The sequence below is a fragment of the Novosphingobium sp. SG754 genome, assembly GCF_013149315.1.
In the GTDB taxonomy this organism is placed as follows: Bacteria; Pseudomonadota; Alphaproteobacteria; order Sphingomonadales; family Sphingomonadaceae; genus Novosphingobium; species Novosphingobium capsulatum.
This window is the reverse complement of sequence record NZ_JABGCC010000005.1, coordinates 510,760-534,223: the sequence shown is the minus strand read 5'-3', so window position 1 is coordinate 534,223 and position 23,464 is coordinate 510,760. Positions and strand designations below refer to the sequence as shown.

Genomic DNA, 23,464 nt, shown 5'->3' with positions numbered 1-23,464 from the left:
GACTCCTTGGTTGAAAGGAGCCGGAATCGTCTGCCTACTCGGGCCAGACCTCAACTTAGACCCAGACAGCCGATCACTGGCCAGGCCTCAAAACAAGCGCCACTCCCGCGCCAGCGGGTTCGTACAAGTCCCAAATCTCGTCGTTCACGCCTCGCGATCTGCGCCTGAATGTAGGGCAGGTTCTGCCGATTAGCTCTGGCGCCATGAACGACCGCTATCGCGGCGATCGTGGCGAAGGCCCGGGCGATAACCAGATCGGCAGCTCGCGCCCGGTTGCAGTCATCGGTTAGGCTGCTTAGGGTCAGCCATGATCGAACTCGACGACCCGCGCTGGCTGAAGCTTTCGCACGCTTACGGGAGTGCGGCCGACATTCCAGAACTGCTTCGCCAACTCACTCATGTGACAGGCCCGAAAACCGGATATGACAGCGAGCCATGGTTCACGCTCTGGTCGAGCCTTTGTCACCAAGGCGACGTGTATGATGCGTCCTATGCGGCGCTACCACACATCGTCGAGATTGGCTGTAATGCGGCGGGTCCCATAGATTTCAGATTTTTCCAATTGCCCGCCGCGATCGAGATCGCCCGAGCTAGCGGGAAAGGCCCTCCCGTTCCAGCTGATCTCGCTCAGGCGTATGGCGATGCCATTTCACGCCTTGCGCGGTGCGTCGTACAATACCTTCACGAGGATTGGGACGAACCGACGCTCCTATCCGTCATGTCCGCGCTAGCGATCGCCAAGGGTCATCACCGCGTTGCCGAGGCCGTCATGAACCTCGACGATGATCTCATAGCAAAGCTGGTCGATCTTGATTTCGGCGATAGCTGACTCTCGCCTTGCCACCAAACTCAGGCCATTCATGGGGCCAGCGACATCGATAAACAAACGACCGCTTCCAGCGTATGAACTCAGGCGCCTGAACGTCTGCTATTGGGGCGGCAATCGCCAAAGCGAAGGGACTCGGCCACCATTGTGGAAACGGAAATCTCTTTGATGGTCATTCCAAGTAATATGCGCCGCTGCCTTTATCTCTCCAGGTTTGACATTTGCGATGGAGCCCGCACGCCGGAGATGGTCTTTTCGGGAAGACGTAAGAAGCCCGGTCATTAGCGATTTTCGAGGCCAATGCCGGCTTGGATGATAGATCAAAGAAGCATGTTGAAGGCAAGCTGCAGGCTATGCACTACCCTTTCCATCCTGAGGATGGAAAGGGTAGTGCATAGATGCAAAGCTGTCAAATTGCCCTTGCGGCAGCTGCTCAAAGAATCTTGACAAGATTACCTCCAGCGATATAACCCTTGTCCTTAGGACAAGGGTTATATCGCTGGATCATATGGTCGGGACCGAGCAGCAGATTTCAACGCCTTTGCGTCATAGCCTTCGCGTGACCAAACTGGCCCAAGCGCTGCTCGCCGAGCTCGATCAGCAGGACAAGCCAGTCCTCAGCAACTATGAGTTATTCCGCATCGTCGTAGCCCTCTACCAACGCGGGAACGTACGTTACCTTCGGGATAGGCTGCCGACGCGCGTAAGCTTCCGGCGTACTCGCGAGATTTTGCGTGTGCATGGCCATATTCGCCCGGATATCGATTATGCTAGCCAATGGCGCATTGTCTCAAAGCCCGACCTCTCTCCAGAGGAACTGGTCTGCAGCATCGACCCATTTTGTTACGTCAGCCACTTATCGGCCATGCAGCGATATGGCCTGACCAACCGCAGACCCGAAGCACTCCTAATGACGCAGCCCACCCCGAAATTGCGCCGGGAGATGCTCGACAGCAAAATGGAAGCGGATTTCGGTGACGTCTTTTTCGATCTGGACCATGACGTTGAACGCCTAAAGGCCGTCACCCATCCAGATATCGTTCGCGACCGCCGCCTCTCCCTTGTAGCCACGAAATTCTACCGCAATTTCATGAATGTCCGAGGAAGCTTCGTTCGCATCGCAACGATCGGGCAAACCTTCCTTGAGATGATCGATAGCCCTGATCTTTGCGGCGGCATGCTCCATGTCATGGATGTCTGGCGGGAACATGCCGGAAATTTCCTCGACGAAATCATCGAGGTTGTTGGGAGTTCTGAAAAGCCTATCCTCAAGGTCCGGGCAGGCTATATTCTGGAAGGTGTTCTAGGAATCGACGATCTCCGTGTTCAAGGATGGCTTGCCTATGCCCAGCGCGGATCAAGCCGCGTGCTGGACCCAGGCAAGCCATTTTCTCCGATTTTCTCCGAAAAATGGATGCTTTCGCTAAATGCCTGACGCCGTGCCGGTCGAAAAGACGATCCAGGTCAATATCGAGGATTGGATCGACCGGGCCAAGGCCGATCCGGTGGCCTATGTCGAGCGCCAGGCAACCGAAGTGTTCCTGGCGGCCTTAGCCATGACACCACGCTTCTCCCGCGAGATATTTCTCAAGGGCGGGATCCTGATGGGGGTGGTTTATGGTAGCCCCCGCCAAACTGGCGACATCGATTTTACCGCAATCAGCGAGCCCGAACCAGCGATCGCCGATGCACTCAGGGATGAGTTGAACGCTGCATTCCCCCGCGCAGCAGCGCGCCTGGGTTATCCAGACCTGCGATGTGCGGTCCAGTCATGCCGCTATCTGCCGTCTCGTGCAAAATTTGCCGAGTCAACCGGCCCAGCTCTGAAGGTCAAAATTGGCTATGCCCTGCGCGGATCGCCTCAGGAGCGTCATTTCGAGGAGGGCAAATCATCACAGATCCTTGAGGTCGATATCTCCTTCAAGGAGCCGGTCGGCGCGATCCAGATTGTCACATTTGGCGACGGCGCTGCAATTGGAGCTTACTCGCTTCACGACCTCATTACCGAAAAAATCCGCGCACTCCTTCAGCAGGAGAGGCGCAATCGGGGCCGTAGGCAGGATTTCTACGATATCGCCTCCTTGCTCAAGCGCTTCGAGTTCGATGAAGGCGAAAAGGCACGCCTTCTCAAGCTTCTTTACGAAAAATGCGCCGCGCGCACCATGAATTGCCCAACACCCGAGCCAGAATCATTGGCCAGGCCCGAGGTGCGTGATCGTGCCTTTAAAGAATGGGCGACCCTTGAGATCGAAATCGGCGCCTTGCCTGATTTTGAGGAATGCTTCGCAATTGTCGATGCGTTCTATCGCTCACTTCCCTGGTCGCCAAAGCCGGATCAAGTTCTTATCTCGCCACTATCACCGATCAGTTCTCCTGTGATCGCTCCGCGAAGCTGACCGCCTTCTACCAAGCCTTTCGCACTGCGTTCGACGCGACGACAGTTAGTGGCGAGTTTATGAAATACCGCTAGTGGAGGCTGGTCTCCTACGCTTTTGACGCAAAAGTCCCGACATTGAAACGGACCGGATTTTTTGGAGGGCTTCTCGTATGAGATGAACGGAAGGAAGCTATTGATGAGATGACAAGAGGCGTTGAATGTCCGCAATTAAGGCGGCAATTCCCTGACTGGCGCTCACCCGCTGTTGTCGGCTCACACCCGGACAACACGATTCGATCGGTAGCCAGTAAGGCTACGACGTCATACTACCCAATCTTAAGCCGCGAACTTTAACCTTTTTCGACAGGCTGCCTTCGGGCTATCTTTCTGCCATGGCATTCGGCGTGTTCATCCATCGTTCTGATTCGATCTACGACGACACCCCGGCCGAGCGATATCAGTTTCCGAAACAGTATCTGGAACGCGCCCGAGCCTGCGTCGGCGACTGGATTATTTACTACGAGCCGAGAAAGGTTACAGGCACGCGAGGCTACTACGCAGTGGCCAAAGTCGAGCGTATCATCGCCGACCCGACAACGTCCGGCATGTACCTCGCTCTGATCGCGCCCGGCAGCTATCTGGATTTCGCAAGCCCTGTTCCATTTTCTGATGAAGATGGGCCGATCGAACGCGGCCTGCTCAACGAGGTTGGAGCCATATCCGGGCGAGCTCAAGCCGCCGTTCGCGGCCTGTCCTCCAGCGACTTCAATCGTATCGTGGCAGCCGGATTGGCCGATGAGAAGCCGCTGCTGCCACGGACAGATTTCCTAATCGACGAACAGATTGTTCGTGAAGAGCCAGTCCCCTTTGTTTTCGATGAGGCGAGGGAACGCGTTTCCGCTATCGTTTCCCGCGTAGTGCGCGATCGCGTGTTTCGCCGAATTGTGTTGCGAGCCTATGATGAACGCTGTGCCGTCACCGGGCTAAAGCTCATCAACGGTGGCGGGCGGGCCGAAGTTGAGGCCGCTCACATCCGCCCCGTGGAAGCTAGTGGGCCTGACATTGTGAGCAACGGCTTGGCCCTTTCCGGCACCGCACATTGGATGTTCGACCGAGGTTTGATCGGACTGGACGACGACATGCGTATCATGATTTCGCGGCAGGCCAATGATCCTGACAGCATCCGATCGGTCATCAATGCCACTGGCCGAATCTTGCTGCCACAGCGCGAAGCTGATCGCCCGCATCCGCAATTTGTCAGGTGGCACCGGGAGCACCGCTTCAAGCTCTGAAGCTGCTGCTGCATTTTTCTGGGCGGCAGTCGTACCGAATTTATTCCCCTGCTCCGGTGCCAATCGGCGACGGAATGAGGCGCGAAGATATGGTCTGCGACTCGGCCGAATCGGGGATTGGATTCCGCTCGTGAGAACCGAACCCGGTCACATTTTCCTTGACAGGGGCACGGGTGATGGACCGATTTTCGAATCACACAACATACTGAAATCATATCAAATTGTTAGTTTATCAATTGGATTCCCGCTACCTCCCAAATCAGTCCAAAACCAATCACCACGCCGGTAAGCGGTGTCCTCATGCCACGGCCGTCCATGGCATGAGTTCGCCGACGGCGTTCGCGGGATGACCGCTGGCGAGCTTGGTCAGCGTCCCGGACAGCCAGGCGTGCGGGTTGATGCCGGAGATCTTGCAGTTCTCGATCAGCGTAGCGATGACCGCCCAGTTGTCACCGCCCTCGTCGGAGCCGGCAAACAGCGCATTCTTGCGATTGAGGGCCAGCGGCCGAATCGACCGCTCGACGGTATTGGAATCGAGCTCGATGCGGCCGTCGTCGAGGAATAGCGACAGGCCAGTCCAGCGGGTGAGCGCGTAGCGGAGGGCATCGGCGAGTTTGCTCTTGGCACTGACCTGCCGGAGCCGCGCCTCGAGGTAGACGTGCAGGTCATTGACGATGACGCGGGCCCGTTCTGCGCGCACGGCGCGGCGCACCTCGGCCGAGGTGCCGCGAACCTGGTCCTCGATCGCGTAGAGCATGGCGATCCGGCGCAGCACCTCGGTGGCAACCGGCGAGTTGTCGGCCAACTCGTAGAATTTACGCCGCACGTGCGACCAGCAGAAGGCCAGGCTCACCTGCTGCCGGCGCTTGGCCAGAGCGGCATAGCCGCCAAAACCATCGACCTGCAGGATGCCCGCAAAGTCACCCAGATGGGCTTCGGCCCGCTCGCCCTTGCGGTCAGCAGCATAGACATAGGCCACCATCGGCGGATCTCCGCCACCCCATGGTCGATCGTCGCGGGCATAGGCCCAGAGCTGGCCTGTCTTGGTCCGCCCGCGTCCGGGATCGAGCACCGGCGCCGTGGTTTCATCGGCGAACAACCGCTCGGATCTTCGCAATCGCTCCAGGATGTGATCCCGCAAGGGGCGCAGGTACCAGGCGGCCCGACCAACCCAGTCCGCCAGGGTGGATCGGTCGAGCTGGATGCCTTCCCGCGCGTAGATCTGGGCCTGGCGGTATAAGGGCAGGTGATCGGCATACTTGGCGACCAGCACCTGCGCGATCAGCGTCTCGGTGGGGATGCCGCCCTCGACGATCCGCGCCGGGGCCGGTGCCTGGACGATCGCGCTCTCACACGAACGGCAGCCATAGCGCGGACGGCGGGTGACAAGCACGCGGAAGGTGGTCGGCACGACGTCGAGACGCTCGGCCACGTCCTCACCGATCTGGTGGAGCGCGCCGCCACAGCAGGCGCAGGACTTATCCTCGACGTCGATGACCTGTTCGATCCGATCCAGATGCGCAGGCAGCGAGCCGCGGTTGGCCTTGCGGGGCCGCTCGCCGCCAGCCTTCGTGACCACCGCCTCGCTGACAGCGCGGGCCTTGCCGAGCGCTGTCTAGATATCTTCCAGGCAGAGTTCGAGTTGGTCTGGATCGAGTTGCTCGGACTTGCGGCCAAACCGGTGCCGCATGAACGCATCAATGATGGACTGAAGCCGCTCGATCTCTGCGTCGGACTCACCCTTGGCGACCATCACGTCGGCCAGCTTGCGAGACTGCTCGAGGGCGAACGCACGGAGCGCTTCAATGTCTTCTGGCAGGTCCGCTTCCATGAGCATTGCGGCAGTGAATCAGCAGGTGGAACCCCCGTCAACCGGCAATCTGCGGGGCGATCGGGCGGCGTCCGCCGTGCACCCGGCGCCAGTCCAGACCCTCGAGCAAGGCGCCCAACTGCGCCGCCGTCAACCGCATCACGCCGTCCCGGATCGCCGGCCACTTGAACCCGCCGGACTCCAGCCTCTTGGCCATCAGGCATAGCCCGGTGCCATCCCACCAGACGAGCTTGATCCGGTCGCTGCGCTTGGCCCGGAACACATAGATCACGCCGGAATAGGGATCGCCGCCATACTCCGCGCCAACCAGCGCAGCCAGCGCGTCCGGGCCTTTGCGGAAATCCACCGGGCGCGTGGCGACCATAACCTTCGCACCTGGACCGATCCCAATCATCAGCTGGCTCCCGCCTGCAGGGCTTGAATGATAGCCACGGCCAGATCGGTCCTGACGGCCTGTCCTATCCGGACCACGGCACCACCAACTTCGACTTCAATGCTATCGCCCGAGCTCAGCGGTGAGCCACCCACGACCGGCACAAACATGGGCTCGTCGCGTGGCGGAAGCTTGGCGGCCTCCATCGCGTACCGCAGTTCCCTGCGCCACGTGTACAATAGCGCCGTGCTGATCTCCCGCTCGCGAGCAAAGGCCGCGACGTTATCGCAGCGCTCCATCTCGGTGACCAACTCCAGCTTCTGCTCAACCGTCCAAACGCGGCGCCGACCTGACAGTCGGCCAAGGACCTCGACCCGCCCAGTAGGCTTCAGAGGCACTCCAATGTGGGTGTCCAATGCGGTCGTAACGCGGTGCTCGTCCATCCCCCCACTTCAACCACCGCCCCGAGGCCGCGCAAGGTGCCGGCAGAACACCGCTTACCCACGCCGTGGCTCTGCGCCATCTGTGCAGCAGGCCGATGCCTCACGCCGCCAGGGCTTGCGGGTCGATCACCAGGCGGTTGCGGCCTTCGCGCTTGGCGGCGTAGAGTGCGGCATCGGCGGCTTTGAGCAGGGCCACGCCTTCGCGGTCCATGCCCGGCGCCCAAGTGGCGAGGCCGAACGACATGGTGACCGAACCGAGGGCGCGTTCGCCTTGGCGCACGGTCAGCAGGCTGATCGCCTGGCGTACTTCTTCCACCCTGGCGGAAAGCACGTTGGCGTCCGTCGCTGGCGCGATCACCACGAACTCCTCGCCGCCAAAGCGGCAGACCACATCGCCATCGCGGAAGCGGCGGCGCAGTTCGGCCGCGACCGTCTGCAGCACCTGGTCACCGGCATCGTGGCCGAATTCATCGTTGAAGCGCTTGAAGTGGTCGATATCGCACATCACCACGGTCAGCGGCGCGCCCGAGCGGGAGGCGCGGGCCATTTCCAGGGCCAGCGTTTCTTCCAGATAGCGGCGGTTGAACAGACCGGTCAGCGGATCGCGGATGGTCTGCTCGCGCAAGCCGCGCTGCAGGCGGTGATTGACCAGGGCCGAGGCGATGTTCTCGCTCAACACTGCCAGGCGAAAGCGGTTTTCGGTGCCGATCGTGCCTTTGAGATAGAGCACCCCGATCACCTCGCCACCGGCCAGAAGCGGTTCGCAGTGGTAGTGATCGGCCCCGGCGCCGACATGCGGGCACACGATGTCAGATCCAGGCTCGTCCACATAGTGGCTTTGCCCGCGCCGCAGCGCCCAGCATTCTTCGGGGGCAAAGCCGGTCTGCTCCGATTCCAGCCCGCCCCAGGTGGCCGTGGGCACCAGCAAGTTGCGCGAATTGTTGTGCACGAACAGCGCGCCGGGAATCTGCGGCAGCACGCGTGGCACGAACACGCGGATGATCGCGGCGAGTTCATCGTCGGTGCGCGCGGCCTGCATGCGATGCGCCATGCCGCCCAGGATCTCGATCACCTCGCCCCGTTCGCGCAGGGTATCGGCATTGTGGCTGAGCGCGGCATTGGCCGCCCGAAGGTTTTCGGCCGCTTCGGCCTGGTTGGCCACCGCGCGTTGCAGTTCATCGGCCATAGCGTTGTAGCCACTGGCCAGCCGCTCGAACTCGCGCGAGCCCATTTCGCCGGAAATGCGCGCGTGGCGCTGCCCGGCGCCAAGATCGCCCATCACCGCCAGCATCGCGCCCACCGGGCGGCGGATGCGCAGGATCAGCGAGCGCGCCACCAGCGCCAGCATCAGCAGCGTCAACGGCGTGCCGAGAATGACCAGCCAGCGCGTGACGCGCAGCAATTGTTCCACCGCCGCCATGCGATCGCCCGCCAGCGCCCGCTCGTCGAGCAGCAGGTCGTTCACTTTGGCATCGACCAGTTGCATCAGTTCCAGCCCGCGCCCGGCCGCTGTCGCCGCGCGCGCCTGGTCGAACGCGCCGCGGCGCGCCAGGTTGGCGGTCGCCTCCAGCGTATCGGCGCGGCCATTGACCAGCACCTGCAACTGGCGCGCCCGCTCGTTCTGTTCGCCGTTGTCGGTCGTCAGGGTGACCAGTTCCGCACTGTCGCGCCTTGCCGCCGCCAGGGCCGGGCCAACCGCGCGGGCGAAATCGGGGTTGTGCGTCAGGGTAAAGCCGCGCTGGCCGGATTCGGCCACGCGCAGGCTGCCCAGCGCATGGTTGGCCGTGCGCAACACACGTGAGGAATGATCGAGCCAGCCGAGGTCGTTGTGCATCTGCACCGTCACCGTCAGCAGTGCACCGGCCAGGATCACGATCAGCCCAGCCAGCGCGGCACACAGCAAAACGATACGATGAGACAGCGATCCGACCAAGGCGACCCAACCTGTTTTGACCCGAAGGCGTGGTGTAACAGACGAGCCGCTAAAGAGAAATCGACCTCGGCAATGTTACTTTTGACACACGCTGCAAAAAAACGTCGATCGGCCGCCCTGCACCACGCGCGCCACTGGCCGGCCGCAGGCGCATGGATCGCCCTCGCGGCCATAGACGAGGAAATCCTTGGCGAAATATCCCAGCTCGCCATCGGGCCGGGCATAATCGCGCAGGGTCGAGCCGCCCGCCGCGATCGATTCTTCGAGCACGGCGCGGATTTCCGGCACCAGCCGCTTGAGCGCGGGCAGCGAGACCGTGCCAGCCTCGCGCTCGGGATGGATGCGCGCGCGGTGCAGCGCCTCGCACACATAGATGTTGCCGAGCCCGGCGACGATCCGCTGGTCGAGCAGCATGAGCTTGATCGCGGCAATGCGGCCGACAAAGGCGCGGGCCAAGTGCTGCGCGGTCAACCCCGGCCCCAGTGGTTCGGGCCCCAGCGCGGCGAACGGCGCCCAGGCATCGAGCGCGTCGTCGTCCACCAGGTCAACCGAGCCGAAACGCCGCGCGTCGTTGAGCGCGAGGACATGGCCATTGCCGGTTTCCAGCACCAGGTGATCGTGCTTGCCGATCTCGTCAGGGTCGATTCGCCAGCGCCCCGACATGCCGAGGTGAAACACCATGGTGCGTGCGCGGTCGGTGTGGATCAGGCCATATTTGGCGCGGCGCGACAGGCCGCTGACCCGCGCGCCGGTCAGCGCCTGCGCCAGGTCTGGCGGAAACGGACGGCGCAGATCGGCGCGGCGCACGGATACGCGGGAAATCGTCTCGCCGGCAAGAATGCTCGCCAGCCCGCGAACGGTGGTTTCAACCTCTGGTAGTTCGGGCATCGTGCGCTCCTGCTATCATGCTTTGCGCCTGCGGCAATTCCCCTTTAAAGGCCCTGAACCATGACCAGCCCGGATAGCGTGTCCTTCGGTTACGAGGACGTCACCCCTGAGGAAAAGACCGCCCGCGTCGGTGCGGTGTTTTCCAGCGTCGCCAAAAAGTACGACGTGATGAACGATGCCATGTCCGTCGGCATGCACCGCGTGTGGAAGGACCGCTTCGTGGCCCGCGTGAAACCGCGCGAAGGCGAGCAGATCCTCGACATGGCCGGCGGCACCGGCGACATCGCCTTTCGCATGGCGCGCGAGGGCGCCTCGATCACGGTTTCCGACATCAACCAGGACATGCTCGACGTAGGCATCGAGCGAGCGATGGAGCGCGGCATCGACGGCCTGGTATGGTCGCGCCAGAATGCCGAGGAACTCTCGTTCGGCGATCGCTTCTTCGATGCCTATACGATCGCGTTCGGCATCCGTAACGTGACCCGCATCGACCAGGCCCTGGCCGAGGCGCACCGCGTGCTCAAGTTCGGCGGGCGGTTCTTCTGCCTGGAATTTTCCACCACGCAGTGGCCCGGCTTTGCCGAAGTCTATGATGCCTATTCGCACAAGCTGGTGCCCAAGATCGGCCAGGCCATTGCCGGCGATGCGGAATCCTATCGCTACCTGATCGAATCGATCCGCCGCTTTCCCAAGATGGGTGAATTCGAGGGCATGATCAAAGCCGCCGGGTTCCGCCACACCAAGGTGGAGCCGATCCTGGGCGGCCTGGTGGCAATCCACTCTGGCTGGAAAGTCTAAGCGAGCGCCTTTGCCGTGACCCGTCCTGCCACCCACATCCGCCGCCTGCTGGGCTGGGGCCGCATCCTGGCGCGCCACGGCGCGTTGCGCCTGCTGGAAGAAAGCCCCAACACGCCGGCGCCGGTGCGCCGGCTGTGCCGCATTGCCCGGTTTGGCACGCGCCAGCCGGTGGTGCCCGATTATGCCGGCGCCTTTCGCGCGATCGGCCCGGCGGCGATCAAGCTGGGGCAGACGCTGGCCACCCGACCTGACCTGGTGGGCGAGGAAGCGGCGCGCAACCTGCTCGCCCTGCAGGACAAGCTGCCCCCGGTCGATTTCGCGCTGATCCGGCGCGAGATCGAAACGAGTTTCGAGCGGCCGCTGGAAAGCCTGTTTTCGCGCTTTGACGAAGAACCGGTCGGCGCCGCCTCGATCGCGCAGGTCCACCAGGCCTGGACGGTCGACGGGCGCAAGGTGGCAGTCAAGGTGCTGCGCCCCGGCGTGCGCGAAAAGCTGGCCCGCGATATCGAGACCTATGAATGGGCCGCTGCGCATCTGGAGGCGCTGGGTGGCGAGGCCGGGCGCCTGCGCCCGCGCCTGATCATCGCCAATTTCAAGCGCTGGACCGCGCGCGAGGTGGACTTGCGCCGCGAGGCGGCCAGCGCGTCGGAACTGGCCGATGCGATGCACGCCTTTCCCGGCTATCGCGTGCCCGGCATCGATTGGGACCGCACCAATGGCCGCGTGATGACGCTGGACTGGATCGATGGCGTCAAGATCAGCAATCTCGACGCGATCGATGCCGCCGGCCACGATCGCAAGGAAATGGCCAGCCGCCTGGTCCTGGCCTTCCTGACCCAGGCGATCAGCGGCGGCTATTTCCATGCCGACATGCATCAGGGCAACCTGTTCGTGGAAGCCGATGGCACGATCACCGCGATCGATTTCGGCATCATGGGCCGGATCGATCGCCAGGCGCGGCAATGGCTGGCCGAAATTCTCTATGGCCTGACCACGGGCGACTACAAGCGCGTGGCCGAAATCCATTTCGAGGCGCAATACGTGCCGAGCTATCACTCGGTGGACGAGTTTGCCACGGCGCTGCGCGCGGTGGGCGAGCCGATGCGCGGCCGCCCGGTGAAAGACCTTTCGGTTGGCCAGATGCTCGACGGGCTGTTTGCCATCACCCGCGATTTCGACATGCAGACCCAGCCGCACCTGCTGCTGCTGCAAAAGACCATGGTGATGGTCGAAGGGATCGCGCAGCAGCTCGATCCCGATATCAATATGTGGGAAACGGCAGCGCCATTCGTGCGCAACTGGATCCGCGACGAACTGGGGCCGGAAGCCGCGATCGCCCAGCGCGTGCAGGATGATGCCGCCACGCTGCTGCGCGTGCCCGCCCTGATCCGCCGCATCGAGGAACGCTTCCCGCCCAAGGGCGGTGCGCCCGAAGCCCCACCCCTGCCCCATGTCGACCTGATGTGGGAGCGCAAGCGCCGCGATGGCCAGGCGCAAGGCGGATCGGGTGGCTGGGCCGGGCTGGTCCTGGCCGCAGCCTTGGGTGCAGCGGCAGTGCTGGGGCTTCAGGCCTGGCACCATCCGCATCCGCCCCATCCGCACGACATGCCGCCGCCACCGCCGGCCGATGATTGGCATCGCCATCCGTGAACGCGGCTGCCGGTCCTGCACCGCGCCCGGCACCGTTGCCCGGGCTGCGGCTGGCCAAGCGCCATTTCAACGCGCTTGACCTGTCACGCGTCATTGCCGCGTTCTTCGTGCTGTTCTGGCATTACCAGCATTTCTTCGTGCCGCCGGTCGGCTATGGCTTTCACGTCAACCGCGCCGCGATGATCCCGCTCTATCACCCGCTGCGCTGGCTGTTCGATTATGGCCACATGGCGGTGCAGTATTTCTGGGCGGTCTCGGGCTTTGTCTTTGCCCATGTCTATTTTGCCGACAGCACGGCGATGCAGCGGTTCTGGCTGGCGCGCGTGGCGCGCCTGTGGCCGCTGCACCTCTTGACGCTGGTGCTCGTGGCCGGGTTGCAGGCGATCTATACCCACATCAACGGCACGGCGTTCATCTATCACGAGCAGGACTGGAAGCATTTCCTGCTCTCGATCCCGCTGGCGCATTACTGGGGCTGGCAGCACAACCAATCGTTCAACGGGCCAAGCTGGTCGCTTTCCACCGAAATCCTCGCTTATGCGGCGTTCTGGGTGCTGTTGCCGGCGATGCGCCGCGCGCCTTTGCTGGTGTCGTTGCCGGTGGCGGTGATCGTCCTGCGCCTGTTCTTCCTGGGCTGGCCCGACGAGCCGGTGCTGACCTGCATCGGCTATTTCTTCATGGGCGTGGCGGTCTATGCCGCCGCGCTCAGGGGCTGGCTGCCGGTGCCGGTGCTGCTGGGCAGCGCAGTGGCCTGCGTTGCCGCCGCCTGGATCGCCACCACCCGCTACCACGCCGAAGACGCCACGATCCTGGCCGGAACCTTTGCCGTGCTGTTTGCCACGCTGGCGATCGACCTGGCCGACAAGCACGACCTGCTCGCCTTTGGCCGGCAGTGGGGCGAGGCGTCCTATGGCATCTACCTGTGGCATTTCCCGATGCAGGTGGCGCTGGTGCTGCTGATCGATGCCACGCTGGGTAGCCGCGCCATCGCGCAGCAACCTGCATTCCTGATCTTCTTCCTGGTGGCGTCCGTGGCGGCCGGCTTTGCCTCGCACCGCTGGATCGAACGCCCGGCGCAAAAGGCGGTGCTGCGCTGGGCGGGGCGATGGAGTGGCAAGGCCGCTCGGGCGTAGCGCTGGCGGGCTTCGACAAGCTCAGCCCGAACGGGGATCGGAGCCAGTTCCTTGCACTCCGGCTTCGTTCGCCCTGAGCCTGTAGAAGGGCGACAAGCGCCCTACCCTGCCAATTCCCCCACGCGGTGGTGCGGCAGGATGCGCCAGGCGGCGCCCAGCACGATGACGTGCAAGGCTTCCACCGCCATCGGCTGGGCCCATCCCGGATAGGCGCCAACCAGCGCCAGATCGAGCGCCCGGCCAAGCAGCGCCACGCCAAACAGCAGGCCCGGCACCAGCAGCAGGTCGCCGTTGCGGCGCCAGGCGCCAACCATCATGCACAGCGCCGCCACGCCGAAAAACGCGGTGAAATCGGCGCGGATCGTGGCCCAGCCGGCCGGAACCGCCGCGCTCACACCCAGGATCGCCGCACCGGCGTGGGGCGTGAACAGGAACGAGGCGGCCATGAAGACATCGAACAGGCCGAGCAGGAATACCAGTGCGGTCAGGGCAAAGCGGATCGGCATCGCGGTTCAGGCCAGGTTGGCGCGGTGCGGCGCGGGGGCAGGTGCAGGCACCGCGTCTTCATCAGCCTGGCGGAATGCGTGCCGCGCGCCCAGCAGCAGGGCAATATGCGCCACGTCCAGCACCATCGGCAGCAGCCAGTTGGCATAGGTGCCGAAGGCGACGAGATTGACCAGCCGTTCGGCCAGGGCGCCGATGAAGATGAACGTGGGCACCAGCAGCAGATCGCCGTTACGCCAAAGTGCGCCGGCGATCATCGCCACGGCGGCCACGCTGAAGAACGAGGTGCAATGCGCGCGGATGATCGAAAGACCATGCGCCGCGCGCGCCAGTTCGGCGCCATCATGCGGCGTCAGCAGCGAAGAGCCGACAATGATCAGATCCACCAGCCCGGCCAGCAGCACGAGCGCGGTCAGCACCACACGCATCGAGTCTCTCCAACGCCCTGTTCTATTTGTCGCAAGTCTGACAAACTTTCGGACAGCTTGCAAAGAAAATGAACGACGCAAATCCGCCGTTTTCGCCCCATCCTGGCGCAAAACCTTGCGCCTGCCGCGGCAAGGCGGCACAAGCCGCGTCATGCCATCCACGCGTATCCTGCTGATCGTCGGAGGCGGCATTGCCGCCTACAAGGCCTGCGAACTCGTCCGCCTGATCCGCAAGGGCGGGGGCGATGTCACCTGCGTGCTGACCGAGGGCGGCGCCCATTTCGTGACCGCGATGACGCTGGCCGCGCTCAGCGAAAACCCCGTGCACACCACGCTGTGGGATCTGAAGAACGAAGTGGAAATGGGCCATATCCAGCTGTCGCGCCAGGCAGACCTGGTGGTGGTGTGCCCGGCCACGGCCGATCTGCTGGCGCGCATGGCCGCCGGCATTGCCGACGATCTTGCCACCACGCTGCTGCTCGCCACCGACAAGCCGGTGCTGGCCGTGCCGGCGATGAACGTGCGCATGTGGCAGCATGCCGCCACCGTGCGCAATGTCGCCACCTTGCGCGCATCGGGCGTGACCGTCCTGGAACCCGATGTCGGCGCGATGGCCTGTGGCGAATTCGGCCCCGGCCGCCTGCTCGAACCCGAGGTGATCTGGGCGGCGATCCAAGACGAGTTGTCCGACAGCGCCAGCCCGTGCGCCGCATCCATGCCTGGCCCACTCGCCGGGCGCCATGTCCTGGTCACCGCCGGACCCACCCATGAACCGATTGATCCGGTGCGTTATATCGCCAACCGATCGAGCGGGCGGCAGGGCTTTGCCATCGCCGCCGCCGCCGCGCAGGCCGGCGCGCGCGTGACGCTGGTGGCCGGGCCCGTCACCCTGCCCACGCCAGCAGGCGTTGACCGCGTCGACGTGGAAACCGCGCGCGAGATGGCCGCCGCAGTGGATGCTGCCCTGCCTGCAGACGTGGCGGTGATGGTGGCAGCCGTGGCCGATTGGCGCACCGCCGATGCCCCCGCGCACAAGCTCAAGAAGGATGGCAGCGGCACCCCGCCGCCGCTCGCCCTGGTGGAAAACCCCGATATCCTCGCCACGCTGTGCCGCGATCCGCGCCGGCCCGCGCTGGTGGTCGGCTTTGCCGCCGAAACCAACGATGTCATTGCCCACGCCGTGGCCAAGCGCGCGCGCAAGGGGGCAGACTGGATCGTGGCCAACGACGTTTCGGGCGACGTCATGGGCGGGATGGCCAACACCGTCCACATCATCGATGCCGAGGGCGTGGACAGCCTGCCCGAAATGCCCAAGGACGCCGTGGCCCAGGCCATCGTCGCCCGCATCGCCCACACACTTGCCAACGGAACCCCCGCATGACCGTCTCATCGCATTCCAGCCCGGTCCCCATCATGTTCAAGCGCCTGCCGCATGGCGAGGGGCTGCCCCTGCCCGCCTATGCCACCGATGGTGCTGCCGGGATGGACGTGGTTGCGGCCGAGGATCTGGACCTGGCGCCGGGCGCCCGCCATGCCGTGGCCACGGGCCTGGCCCTGGCGATCCCGTACGGGTTTGAAATCCAGGTGCGGCCGCGTTCTGGCCTGGCGCTCAAGCACGGCATTTCCGTGCCCAATGCCCCCGGCACGATCGACAGCGACTATCGCGGCGAACTCAAGATTATCCTGATCAACCACGGCAGCGAAAGCTTTTCGATCCAGCGCGGCGATCGCGTGGCGCAACTGGTGCTGGCGCCGGTGGTGCGCGGCACCTGGCTCGAGGTGGGCGAACTGGACGATACCGCGCGCGGGGCTGGTGGCTTCGGCTCGACCGGCGGCGTGGTTGCCCTGGGTAATTGAGCGCGCGCATGAACCTGCCCGATTTCCGCCTGGAGGCCTATTTCTCGCACTGGGAATTTGCCGCCCGCCATCACCTGACCGCATCCGACGCGCAAAGCATGACGGTGCGCGAACTGCTGGCGCTGGCCGATCCGGCCGATGCCGCCGCCTTCGACGCGCAATGGCTGGGCTATACCCAGACGTTCGGCGCGCCGGTGCTGCGCGCGGAAATCGCCCGCACCTATGACACCATGACGCCTGACAACGTGCTGTGCTTTGCCGGCGCGGAAGAAGGCATCTATGTCGCCAACCACGTGCTCTTGGGGGCAGACGATCACGCCATCGTCATCACGCCCAATTACCAGGCCGCCGAAACCGTGCCGCTCTCGCTCTGCGCCGTCACGGGGGTGCCGCTCGATCCCGACCAGGGCTGGCGGCTCGATCTCGATCGCGTGGCTGCCGCCATCCGCCCCAATACGCGGCTGGTGTCGATCAACTTCCCGCACAATCCCACCGGCTGCATCCCCGATCGCGCCACGCTCGATGGGCTGGTGGCGCTGTGCCGCCGCCATGGCATCTGGATCTTCAGCGACGAGGTCTATCGCCTGCTCGGCCCCGACCCGGCGCGGCACCTGCCGCAAGTGGCCGATATCTATGAGCGCGGCCTGTCGCTCAATGTGCTGTCCAAGGCCTATGGCCTGCCGGGGCTGCGCATCGGCTGGATCGCCTGTCAGGACCAGGAACTGCTCTCGCGCATGGAGCGGATGAAGCACTACCTGTCGATCTGCAACTCTGCGCCGAGCGAAGCGCTGGGCATCATCGCCCTGCGTGCGGCAGAGCGCATCGTTGGGCGCAACAACGTCCTGGTGCGCGCCAACCTTGCCCTGCTCGATGCATTCTTTGCCGATTATCCACACCTGTTCGAATGGTCGCGATCGGATGGCGGCTGCGTGGGCTATCCGCGCTGGCGCGGACCGGGTACGGTGGACGCGTTCTGCGAAGACCTGGTGACCCAGGCCGGCGTGCTGTTGCTGCCTTCGGGCATCTATCATTCCGAACTGGGCCCTGTCCCCCCTGACCGGTTCCGTATCGGCTTTGGCCGGGCCGACGTGCCCGACAGCATCGCGGCCTTCCGCGCCTATCTCGAAAAGCGGAAGCTCTGATCAAGCCGGCTGTTTTCCTGTAACAATCTGCGCTAACCTGCCTGTGGGGAACGGGTGGGCAGGTAATTTGGCGGGCATGTTCGATGCGGGGTTGATCGGGGATATCTATGAAGCGGCGGCCGTGCCCGAACGCTGGCTGGCGGTATTGCAGTCCTTGGCCGAGCGATTGGGCGCACAAGGCAGCAACCTGATCCGCATCGGCCCGCAAGGCATGGCGATCACCTCCACCGATGGCGTGCGCGCCATGACCGAGGCGTTCATGGAGCAGGGCTTCAACGCCCACAACACGCGCGTGGGCCGCCTGATGGAACGCGGCGCGCATCCCGGCTTCCTGACCGACAGCGACCTGCACACCTCGCAAGAACTGGCGACGCTGCCAATCTATGCGCAATTCCTCACGCCGCACCGTGCCGACGCCGGCGCGGCAACGCTGGTTCAGGGCGCGGGGGACGATGGCCTGATCCTGGCAGTGGAAGGCTTTTCCAGCCATGCCGCCTCGCGCACGGCGGCGCGCCAGCTCGACAGCCTGCGGCCGCACCTCGCCCGCGCCCTGGCGCTGAGCGCGCAATTGCGGATGCAGCGCCTGTCGGCCGCGGTCGGTGCGCTGGAACTGGTGAGCGTGGCAGCGGCGGTGATCGATCCGGTTGGCCGGATCGAGGCGATGAACGCCCTTTTCACCCAGGCGATGGACCACCTGCTGACCCAGCGCGCCGGCGCCCTGCGCGCCCTGCACCCTGCCTGCGACAGCCAATTGCGCGCCGCGATCATGGGATTGCAGGCCGGCAGCGGCAACCCCGGCGGTGCCTCGCTGCCCTTGCGCGACGCGGCCGGCCTGGCCCGCCATGCCCTGCACCTCGTGCCGCTGCGCGGGGCTGGCCACGATGCCTTTGACAGCGCCGGCGCGGTGATCATCCTGGCCAGCGCCGGCAACCCCAGCGTGCCGGGCGCCGACCTGATCCGCGCGCTGTTCGACCTGACCCCGGCCGAAGCCCGCGTCGCCCGCGCGGTGGCCCAGGGCCTGTCACCAACCGATATCGCCCAGCGCCACGCCGCCTCGCCCGCTACCGTGCGCACCCAGCTCAAGCACGTTTTCGCCAAGACCGGCGTGACCCGCCAGAGCGAATTGGCCGTCCTGCTCGCCTCGCTGCGCAGCCCGGCCGATGCGGACGCGGCATCCTGACCCGCGCGTAACCTGCAAACAAAAAGGGCCGGCCCTAAGGCCAGCCCTTGATGCGTTCTTTGCCGAAGCGTGCCTGGTGGTTCGAGAACCGCAAGGCGAAGCGCGATTAGCGCTTCGAGAACTGGAAGCTGCGGCGTGCCTTGGCGCGGCCGTACTTCTTGCGCTCCACCACGCGGCTGTCGCGGGTGAGGAAGCCGGCGGCCTTGACGGCGCCGCGCAGCGCGGGTTCGAACTTCGAGAGAGCCTGGGCGATGCCGTGCTTCACGGCGCCAGCCTGGCCAGACAGACCGCCGCCCTTGACGGTGGCGATGATGTCGTACTGGCCTTCGCGGTCAGAAACCTGGAACGGCTGGTTGATCACCAGGCGCAGGGTCGGACGGGCGAAGTACACTTCCTGGTCGCGGCCGTTGACCACGATCTTGCCGCTGCCGGGCTTGAGCCACACGCGGGCCACGGCATCCTTGCGGCGGCCGGTGGCATAGGAACGGCCGAAAGCGTCGACTTCGCGATCGCGCAGCGGGGCGGTGGGAGCAGCAGGCGCAACCGGCGCGTCGCCTTCGGCGGCGGGCGCTTCGGCAGCAGCAGGAGCGGGAGCGGCAGACGTCAGGTTCTTGAGGTCGGCCAGGCTCGAGACGGTGTCGTTATCGGCCATGATCAGGCACCCACCTTGTTCTTGCGGTTCATCGAGGCGACGTCGAGCGCCACCGGCTGGGTGCCACCATGCGGGTGTTCGGTACCGGCATAGAGGTGCAGCGCACGCATCTGGGCGCGGCCGAGCGGACCACGGGGGATCATGCGCTCAACAGCCTTTTCCAGCACGCGCTCGGGGAAGCGACCACCCAGGACCTTGTCCGCGGTGACTTCCTTGATGCCGCCGGCATAGCCGGTGTGCTTGTAATAGGTCTTGGCCTTGAGCTTGTTGCCCGTCAGGCGCACCTTGTCGGCGTTGATCACGACAACGTGATCGCCGCAATCGACGTGGGGCGTGAAGCTGGGCTTGTGCTTGCCACGCAGACGGTTGGCGATGATGACGGCGAGGCGGCCGACCACCAGGCCTTCGGCATCAATAAGATGCCAGTTCTTTTCCACCTCGGCCGGCTTGATCGACCGGGTGACCTTGCTGAGAGCCTTCATGGCTGTTCGGTTCCCTGGATGATGGGTTACCCCATCGCGTACCGAACTTGGCACAAACGGGGTGAAGAACCGCGCCTTTGTTGCAAAGCGCCCCAAGAGTCAAGCAAACCGGGCCTTTGCGGAGAGGTAAAATAATACCTCTCCCAAAAATGCGCTGATCAGGCCGCGTTTTTGACCCGGCCCAGGGCATGCGCTCCCCACACCGTGCAGATCAGCAGGATCGCGCCGCACAGCTGGTGCAGCACCGCCAACCACAGCGAAACCCCGCTATAGACCGTGGCGATGCCCAGCAGCACCTGCGTGCCAAAGGCGCTGTGAATGGCGATGGAAGCCCGGCGCTGCCCTGCCCGGCGCAGCCGGCGCGCCATGACCACCAGCACGGCCACCACGGCCCAGGCCCACCAGCGGTGGAAGAAATGCACGAGATAGGGATCGCCGGTCAGCGTGGCCCAGGCGCCGCGCGCCCATTCCACGCCGGCAGGAAAGAAGCTGCCCTGCATCAATGGCCAGGCATCCCACGAAAACCACCCTGCGCCCGCGACGACGCCCGCGCGCAAGCCCGCCAGGAACGCGCCATAAACCAGCTGCAGCGCCAGCATGCCCAGCGCGAGCGTACCCAGCCCCGTCAACCGCGCCCGCGCTTCTCCCCGCGCCAGAGCGCGCAGGTCGAGCATGGTCCACACGATCCCGGCCAGGGTGAACAGCGCCACGCCCAGGTGGGTCGCCAGGCGATAGTGGCTGACCTTCACATCGTGGACGATGCCGGACTTGACCATCCACCAGCCCACCGCGCCCTGCAACGCGCCCAGCGCCAGCAGCGCAAGCAGCCGCGGCGCATAGCCGGCCGGAATCTTGCCGCGCAGCCAGAACCACGCGAGCGGCGCGGCAAACGCCAGGCCGATGGTGCGCGCCAAGAGGCGGTGCACCCACTCCCAGAAGAAGATGAACTTGTAGGTCGCCAGCGTCATGCCCGCCGGGCCATTGACCAGGATATATTGCGGGGTCTGGCGATAGGCATCGAATTCGGCCTGCCACTGCGCCTGGGTCAAAGGCGGCAAGGCGCCGGAAACCACATTCCATTCGGTGATCGACACGCCCGATTCGGTCAGCCGGGTAATCCCACCCACCACCACGATCGCCACGATCATCGCGGCCACCACGGCCAGCCAGCGCACAAGGCCCTGCGTCGGAACCGCCTGAGTGGCAGGCGCGCGCGGCGTGGCAGAAGCATGGGGCGCCGATGCAGGCGAAGCAGTGCGGGAAGCCATCATGGGCCGTTCTCTCGCGCCTTGCGCCAGACCGCGCAAGTGGCATTTGGGGGAAGCGCGGTTTTGCACCCCGTCGCCAACGGCCCTTCCCAGCGGGCCCCAACGGCCTTCCGTCATAACGCTTGAATCATGATACAACATTACATATATGCGCGCCATGAACCAGGCACTCCTCACCCTGCGCAGCCGGCTCGACCGTTTCGGCGTGATCCTCTCGGGGCTGTGCATGATTCACTGCCTGGCCGGGCTGTTCCTGGTTGGCGTGCTGGGCCTGGGCGGCGGCGTGCTGCTCAACCCCGAAATCCATCACATCGGCCTCGTCCTGGCGATCGTGATCAGTGCCGCCACGATCGGCATGGGCGCGCTGCGCCACGGCCATCGCCTGCCGTTGACGCTGGGCCTGGCCGGGCTGGCGCTGATGACGGCGGCGGTGATGGTCGGCCACGGCGCGGCCGAATCGGTACTGACCATCGCCGGCGTGCTGCTGGTAGCCTCTGCCCATGTGGTCAACATGCGGCGGAATGCCTGCTGAAGCCTTGCACCATGCCGTGCCCTCGTTAAAGCACGCAGCCATGGCCACGAACCCGCAAAGCTCGACCCTGTCGCTCACGCTCAACGGCGAACCGCGCCGCGCTGCTCCCGGCACGATTGCCGATCTGGTGCGCACCCTGGACCTCGATCCGGCCAAGGTGGCCGTGGAGCGCAATGGCGATATCGTGCCCCGCTCCACCCTGGCGCAGGTGCCGCTTGCCGATGGCGACGTGCTGGAGATCGTGCATTTCGTCGGTGGTGGCGATGGCGATGGTGCGGCGCCGGACGATACCTGGACGGTGGCCGGCCGCACCTTCCGCTCGCGCCTGATCGTGGGCACCGGCAAGTACAAGGATTTTGCCCAGAACGCGGCCGCCCTGGCGGCCTCGGGCGCGGAAATCGTCACCGTCGCGGTGCGCCGGGTCAACGTGTCGGACCCCAAGGCGCCGATGCTGACCGACTATATCGATCCGCGCAAGGTCACCTACCTGCCCAATACCGCGGGCTGCTTCACCGCCGAAGACGCCATCCGCACGCTGCGCCTGGCGCGTGAGGCGGGCGGCTGGGACCTGGTCAAACTGGAAGTGCTGGGCGAGGCGCGCACGCTCTATCCCGATATGCGCGAAACCCTGCGCGCCACCGAAGTGCTGGCCAGGGAAGGCTTCCTGCCGATGGTCTATTGCGCCGATGACCCGATCGCCGCGCGCCAGTTGGAAGAAGCCGGCGCCGTGGCGATCATGCCGCTGGGCGCGCCGATCGGTTCGGGCCTGGGCATTCAGAACAAGGTGATGATCCGCCTGATCGTGGAAGGGGCCAAGGTGCCGGTGCTGGTCGATGCCGGGGTCGGAACGGCCAGCGATGCCGCCGTGGCAATGGAACTGGGCTGCACCGGCGTGCTGATGAACACCGCCATTGCCGAGGCGAAAGACCCGATCCGCATGGCCCGCGCGATGAAGGCCGCAGTCGAGGCCGGGCGCGATGCCTATCTCGCCGGCCGCATGGCCACGCGCCGCTATGCCGATCCGTCGAGCCCGCTGGCCGGGCTGATCTAGGGCGCGAACACAGTCGGTTAACGATTGTGCCCACCAACGCGCTGGATGGCCGGTTAGGCCTATGCCATTTTAAAACAAGAATATTTCGCGCAGAGGCGCAGAGGCGCAGAGAAAAGGTTTTCTCTGCGCCTCTGCGCCTCTGCGCGAAACAAAATTTGATGACATTGCGGGCCGCTTGTCCGCAATCGCCCAAAATGCGACTATTGATCAGTGCGGCGCTACTCCGCAGAACTCGTCGATCCATTGGTTGAATGAGGGAGCGATCACGTCCACGGTCTGGTCGTCGTGATCAAAGAAGAACACCGGTGCCGCTTCCTCACCATCGCTCGCATTGCAAAAACAGAATAGGTTTCCCATGCAGTCGGTGGCGAAAGCGACAAGATCCTCAGGCAAGCCCAAATATCGCCAATCGTCTGTAACAGATACAATCTCAGACGAATTAAGGAATCTGCTAAGGTCTCTTAAGTCAAGTTCTCGATCAACGATTGCATCAAGTAGTGCAATAGTTGGGCGTGGTAGGCCTACCTGCAGAACGGCATGGCGATATTCGTTAGGAAGGCAAAAGCCGAAGCGTTGTTCGACGATGCGGATGTCCGCCTCGGTGACTGGATCAGGAGGGTAGCTACTAGACGCCCACAGTTCGGCAAATCGCTCCAACGACATAAATTCCCCACTTCGAGGCTCGGCACTCTATCACCGGCAGCTTTCGTCGCAACGTCCGCTTTTCACCACTTTCAGTCCATTCCTTCGTCATTCCCGCGCAGGCGGGAATCCAGTGGCTACGGCGCGAGAAAAACAGCCACCCGGGTGTTGATGCTTCCCCC

At 64.2% G+C, this 23,464-nt stretch carries 23 protein-coding genes and 1 pseudogene; 13 read left to right on the top strand and 11 right to left on the bottom strand.

All coding sequences use genetic code 11. From position 1 onward, the window contains the following. The first annotated feature begins 307 nt into the window (after positions 1-307). The 4 genes from FHW97_RS15580 to FHW97_RS15565 all read left to right on the top strand — a co-directional run bounded on the left by FHW97_RS15580 (position 308) and on the right by FHW97_RS15565 (position 4,495). Positions 308-829, top strand: a complete 522-nt coding sequence (locus FHW97_RS15580) for a hypothetical protein (RefSeq protein ID WP_168352079.1) — start codon at positions 308-310, stop codon at positions 827-829. Between the two features lie 556 nt (positions 830-1,385). Next, entirely contained in the window at positions 1,386-2,261 is an 876-nt protein-coding gene (locus FHW97_RS15575) for a hypothetical protein (RefSeq protein WP_171799274.1), read from the top strand. Continuing rightward, positions 2,254-3,222 carry a nucleotidyl transferase AbiEii/AbiGii toxin family protein gene (locus FHW97_RS15570; RefSeq protein ID WP_168352077.1) on the top strand — a complete coding sequence of 323 codons (969 nt, stop codon included), beginning with the start codon at positions 2,254-2,256 and terminating at the stop codon, positions 3,220-3,222. The genes FHW97_RS15575 and FHW97_RS15570 overlap by 8 nt, the downstream gene beginning before the upstream one ends. Positions 3,223-3,595: 373 nt before the next feature. After that, positions 3,596-4,495 (top strand): HNH endonuclease, encoded by a 900-nt coding sequence (locus FHW97_RS15565; RefSeq protein WP_168352076.1) that lies wholly within the window; start codon positions 3,596-3,598, stop codon positions 4,493-4,495. A gap of 298 nt (positions 4,496-4,793) precedes the next feature. Here FHW97_RS15565 and FHW97_RS15560 read toward each other — a convergent pair. From FHW97_RS15560 to mutM, 5 genes and pseudogenes are all read right to left on the bottom strand, one after another. Then, a pseudogene (locus tag FHW97_RS15560) lies at positions 4,794-6,332 on the bottom strand (IS66 family transposase). Between the two features lie 31 nt (positions 6,333-6,363). Continuing rightward, the gene (tnpB, locus tag FHW97_RS15555) at positions 6,364-6,690 is read right to left on the bottom strand and encodes an IS66 family insertion sequence element accessory protein TnpB (RefSeq protein WP_211185600.1); all 327 of its coding nucleotides are present in this window, start codon (positions 6,688-6,690) and stop codon (positions 6,364-6,366) included. A gap of 29 nt (positions 6,691-6,719) precedes the next feature. Next, positions 6,720-7,142 carry a transposase gene (locus FHW97_RS15550; RefSeq protein ID WP_169041455.1) on the bottom strand — a complete coding sequence of 141 codons (423 nt, stop codon included), beginning with the start codon at positions 7,140-7,142 and terminating at the stop codon, positions 6,720-6,722. A gap of 100 nt (positions 7,143-7,242) precedes the next feature. Continuing rightward, positions 7,243-9,075: a diguanylate cyclase gene (locus FHW97_RS15545; RefSeq protein WP_253941801.1), complete on the bottom strand. Its 1,833-nt coding sequence runs from the start codon at positions 9,073-9,075 to the stop codon at positions 7,243-7,245. Between the two features lie 75 nt (positions 9,076-9,150). Further along, entirely contained in the window at positions 9,151-9,963 is an 813-nt protein-coding gene (mutM, locus tag FHW97_RS15540; RefSeq protein WP_168352075.1) for a bifunctional DNA-formamidopyrimidine glycosylase/DNA-(apurinic or apyrimidinic site) lyase, read from the bottom strand. Positions 9,964-10,023: 60 nt separating this feature from the next. Between mutM and FHW97_RS15535 the strand changes: the two genes are divergently transcribed. Genes FHW97_RS15535 through FHW97_RS15525 form a run of 3 tightly spaced genes read left to right on the top strand, consistent with a single transcriptional unit; the run spans position 10,024 to position 13,544 of the window. Next, on the top strand, positions 10,024-10,761 hold the full coding sequence (locus FHW97_RS15535; protein ID WP_022674590.1) for a class I SAM-dependent methyltransferase: 738 nt from the start codon (positions 10,024-10,026) through the stop codon (positions 10,759-10,761). A 15-nt stretch (positions 10,762-10,776) separates the two neighbouring features. After that, positions 10,777-12,411, top strand: coding sequence for a 2-polyprenylphenol 6-hydroxylase (gene ubiB / locus FHW97_RS15530; RefSeq protein WP_171799273.1), 1,635 nt, complete (start codon positions 10,777-10,779; stop codon positions 12,409-12,411). Then, positions 12,408-13,544, top strand: a complete 1,137-nt coding sequence (locus FHW97_RS15525; RefSeq protein ID WP_171799272.1) for an acyltransferase — start codon at positions 12,408-12,410, stop codon at positions 13,542-13,544. Before ubiB ends, FHW97_RS15525 begins: the two co-directional genes overlap by 4 nt. A 101-nt stretch (positions 13,545-13,645) precedes the next feature. Here the strand turns inward: FHW97_RS15525 and FHW97_RS15520 are convergent, their stop codons facing one another. Together FHW97_RS15520 and FHW97_RS15515 are read right to left on the bottom strand one after the other, a co-directional pair. Continuing rightward, positions 13,646-14,050, bottom strand: coding sequence for a hypothetical protein (locus FHW97_RS15520; RefSeq protein WP_211183227.1), 405 nt, complete (start codon positions 14,048-14,050; stop codon positions 13,646-13,648). 6 nt (positions 14,051-14,056) lie between these two features. Continuing rightward, positions 14,057-14,476, bottom strand: coding sequence for a hypothetical protein (locus FHW97_RS15515; RefSeq protein ID WP_022674586.1), 420 nt, complete (start codon positions 14,474-14,476; stop codon positions 14,057-14,059). Positions 14,477-14,627: 151 nt separating this feature from the next. On the opposite strand from FHW97_RS15515, the gene coaBC reads away from it, so the two are divergent. The 4 genes from coaBC to FHW97_RS15495 all read left to right on the top strand — a co-directional run bounded on the left by coaBC (position 14,628) and on the right by FHW97_RS15495 (position 18,655). Beyond that, positions 14,628-15,857 carry a bifunctional phosphopantothenoylcysteine decarboxylase/phosphopantothenate--cysteine ligase CoaBC gene (gene coaBC / locus FHW97_RS15510; protein WP_171799271.1) on the top strand — a complete coding sequence of 410 codons (1,230 nt, stop codon included), beginning with the start codon at positions 14,628-14,630 and terminating at the stop codon, positions 15,855-15,857. After that, positions 15,854-16,333, top strand: a complete 480-nt coding sequence (dut, locus tag FHW97_RS15505; protein ID WP_107716318.1) for a dUTP diphosphatase — start codon at positions 15,854-15,856, stop codon at positions 16,331-16,333. Before coaBC ends, dut begins: the two co-directional genes overlap by 4 nt. 8 nt (positions 16,334-16,341) lie before the next feature. Further along, entirely contained in the window at positions 16,342-17,475 is a 1,134-nt protein-coding gene (locus FHW97_RS15500) for an aminotransferase class I/II-fold pyridoxal phosphate-dependent enzyme (RefSeq protein ID WP_171799270.1), read from the top strand. Between the two features lie 76 nt (positions 17,476-17,551). Continuing rightward, complete coding sequence (locus tag FHW97_RS15495; protein ID WP_171799269.1) at positions 17,552-18,655, top strand: helix-turn-helix transcriptional regulator; 1,104 nt, start codon at positions 17,552-17,554, stop codon at positions 18,653-18,655. Positions 18,656-18,761: 106 nt separating this feature from the next. Here FHW97_RS15495 and rpsI read toward each other — a convergent pair whose 3' ends face one another. From rpsI to FHW97_RS15480, 3 genes are all read right to left on the bottom strand, one after another. Continuing rightward, positions 18,762-19,307 carry a 30S ribosomal protein S9 gene (gene rpsI / locus FHW97_RS15490; protein WP_022675320.1) on the bottom strand — a complete coding sequence of 182 codons (546 nt, stop codon included), beginning with the start codon at positions 19,305-19,307 and terminating at the stop codon, positions 18,762-18,764. A gap of 2 nt (positions 19,308-19,309) precedes the next feature. Beyond that, positions 19,310-19,789: a 50S ribosomal protein L13 gene (rplM, locus tag FHW97_RS15485; protein WP_022675321.1), complete on the bottom strand. Its 480-nt coding sequence runs from the start codon at positions 19,787-19,789 to the stop codon at positions 19,310-19,312. Between the two features lie 158 nt (positions 19,790-19,947). After that, on the bottom strand, positions 19,948-21,057 hold the full coding sequence (locus FHW97_RS15480) for a COX15/CtaA family protein (protein ID WP_082350099.1): 1,110 nt from the start codon (positions 21,055-21,057) through the stop codon (positions 19,948-19,950). Positions 21,058-21,214: 157 nt separating this feature from the next. Between FHW97_RS15480 and FHW97_RS15475 the strand changes: the two genes are divergently transcribed. Together FHW97_RS15475 and thiS are read left to right on the top strand one after the other, a co-directional pair. Next, a complete protein-coding gene (locus tag FHW97_RS15475; protein ID WP_062783115.1) occupies positions 21,215-21,589 on the top strand; it encodes a MerC domain-containing protein in 375 nt (124 codons plus the stop codon). 40 nt (positions 21,590-21,629) lie between these two features. Beyond that, complete coding sequence (thiS, locus tag FHW97_RS15470) at positions 21,630-22,640, top strand: sulfur carrier protein ThiS (RefSeq protein ID WP_107716322.1); 1,011 nt, start codon at positions 21,630-21,632, stop codon at positions 22,638-22,640. Positions 22,641-22,847: 207 nt separating this feature from the next. Here thiS and FHW97_RS15465 read toward each other — a convergent pair whose 3' ends face one another. Then, positions 22,848-23,297, bottom strand: a complete 450-nt coding sequence (locus FHW97_RS15465; protein ID WP_171799268.1) for an SMI1/KNR4 family protein — start codon at positions 23,295-23,297, stop codon at positions 22,848-22,850. Positions 23,298-23,464: the final 167 nt, after the last annotated feature.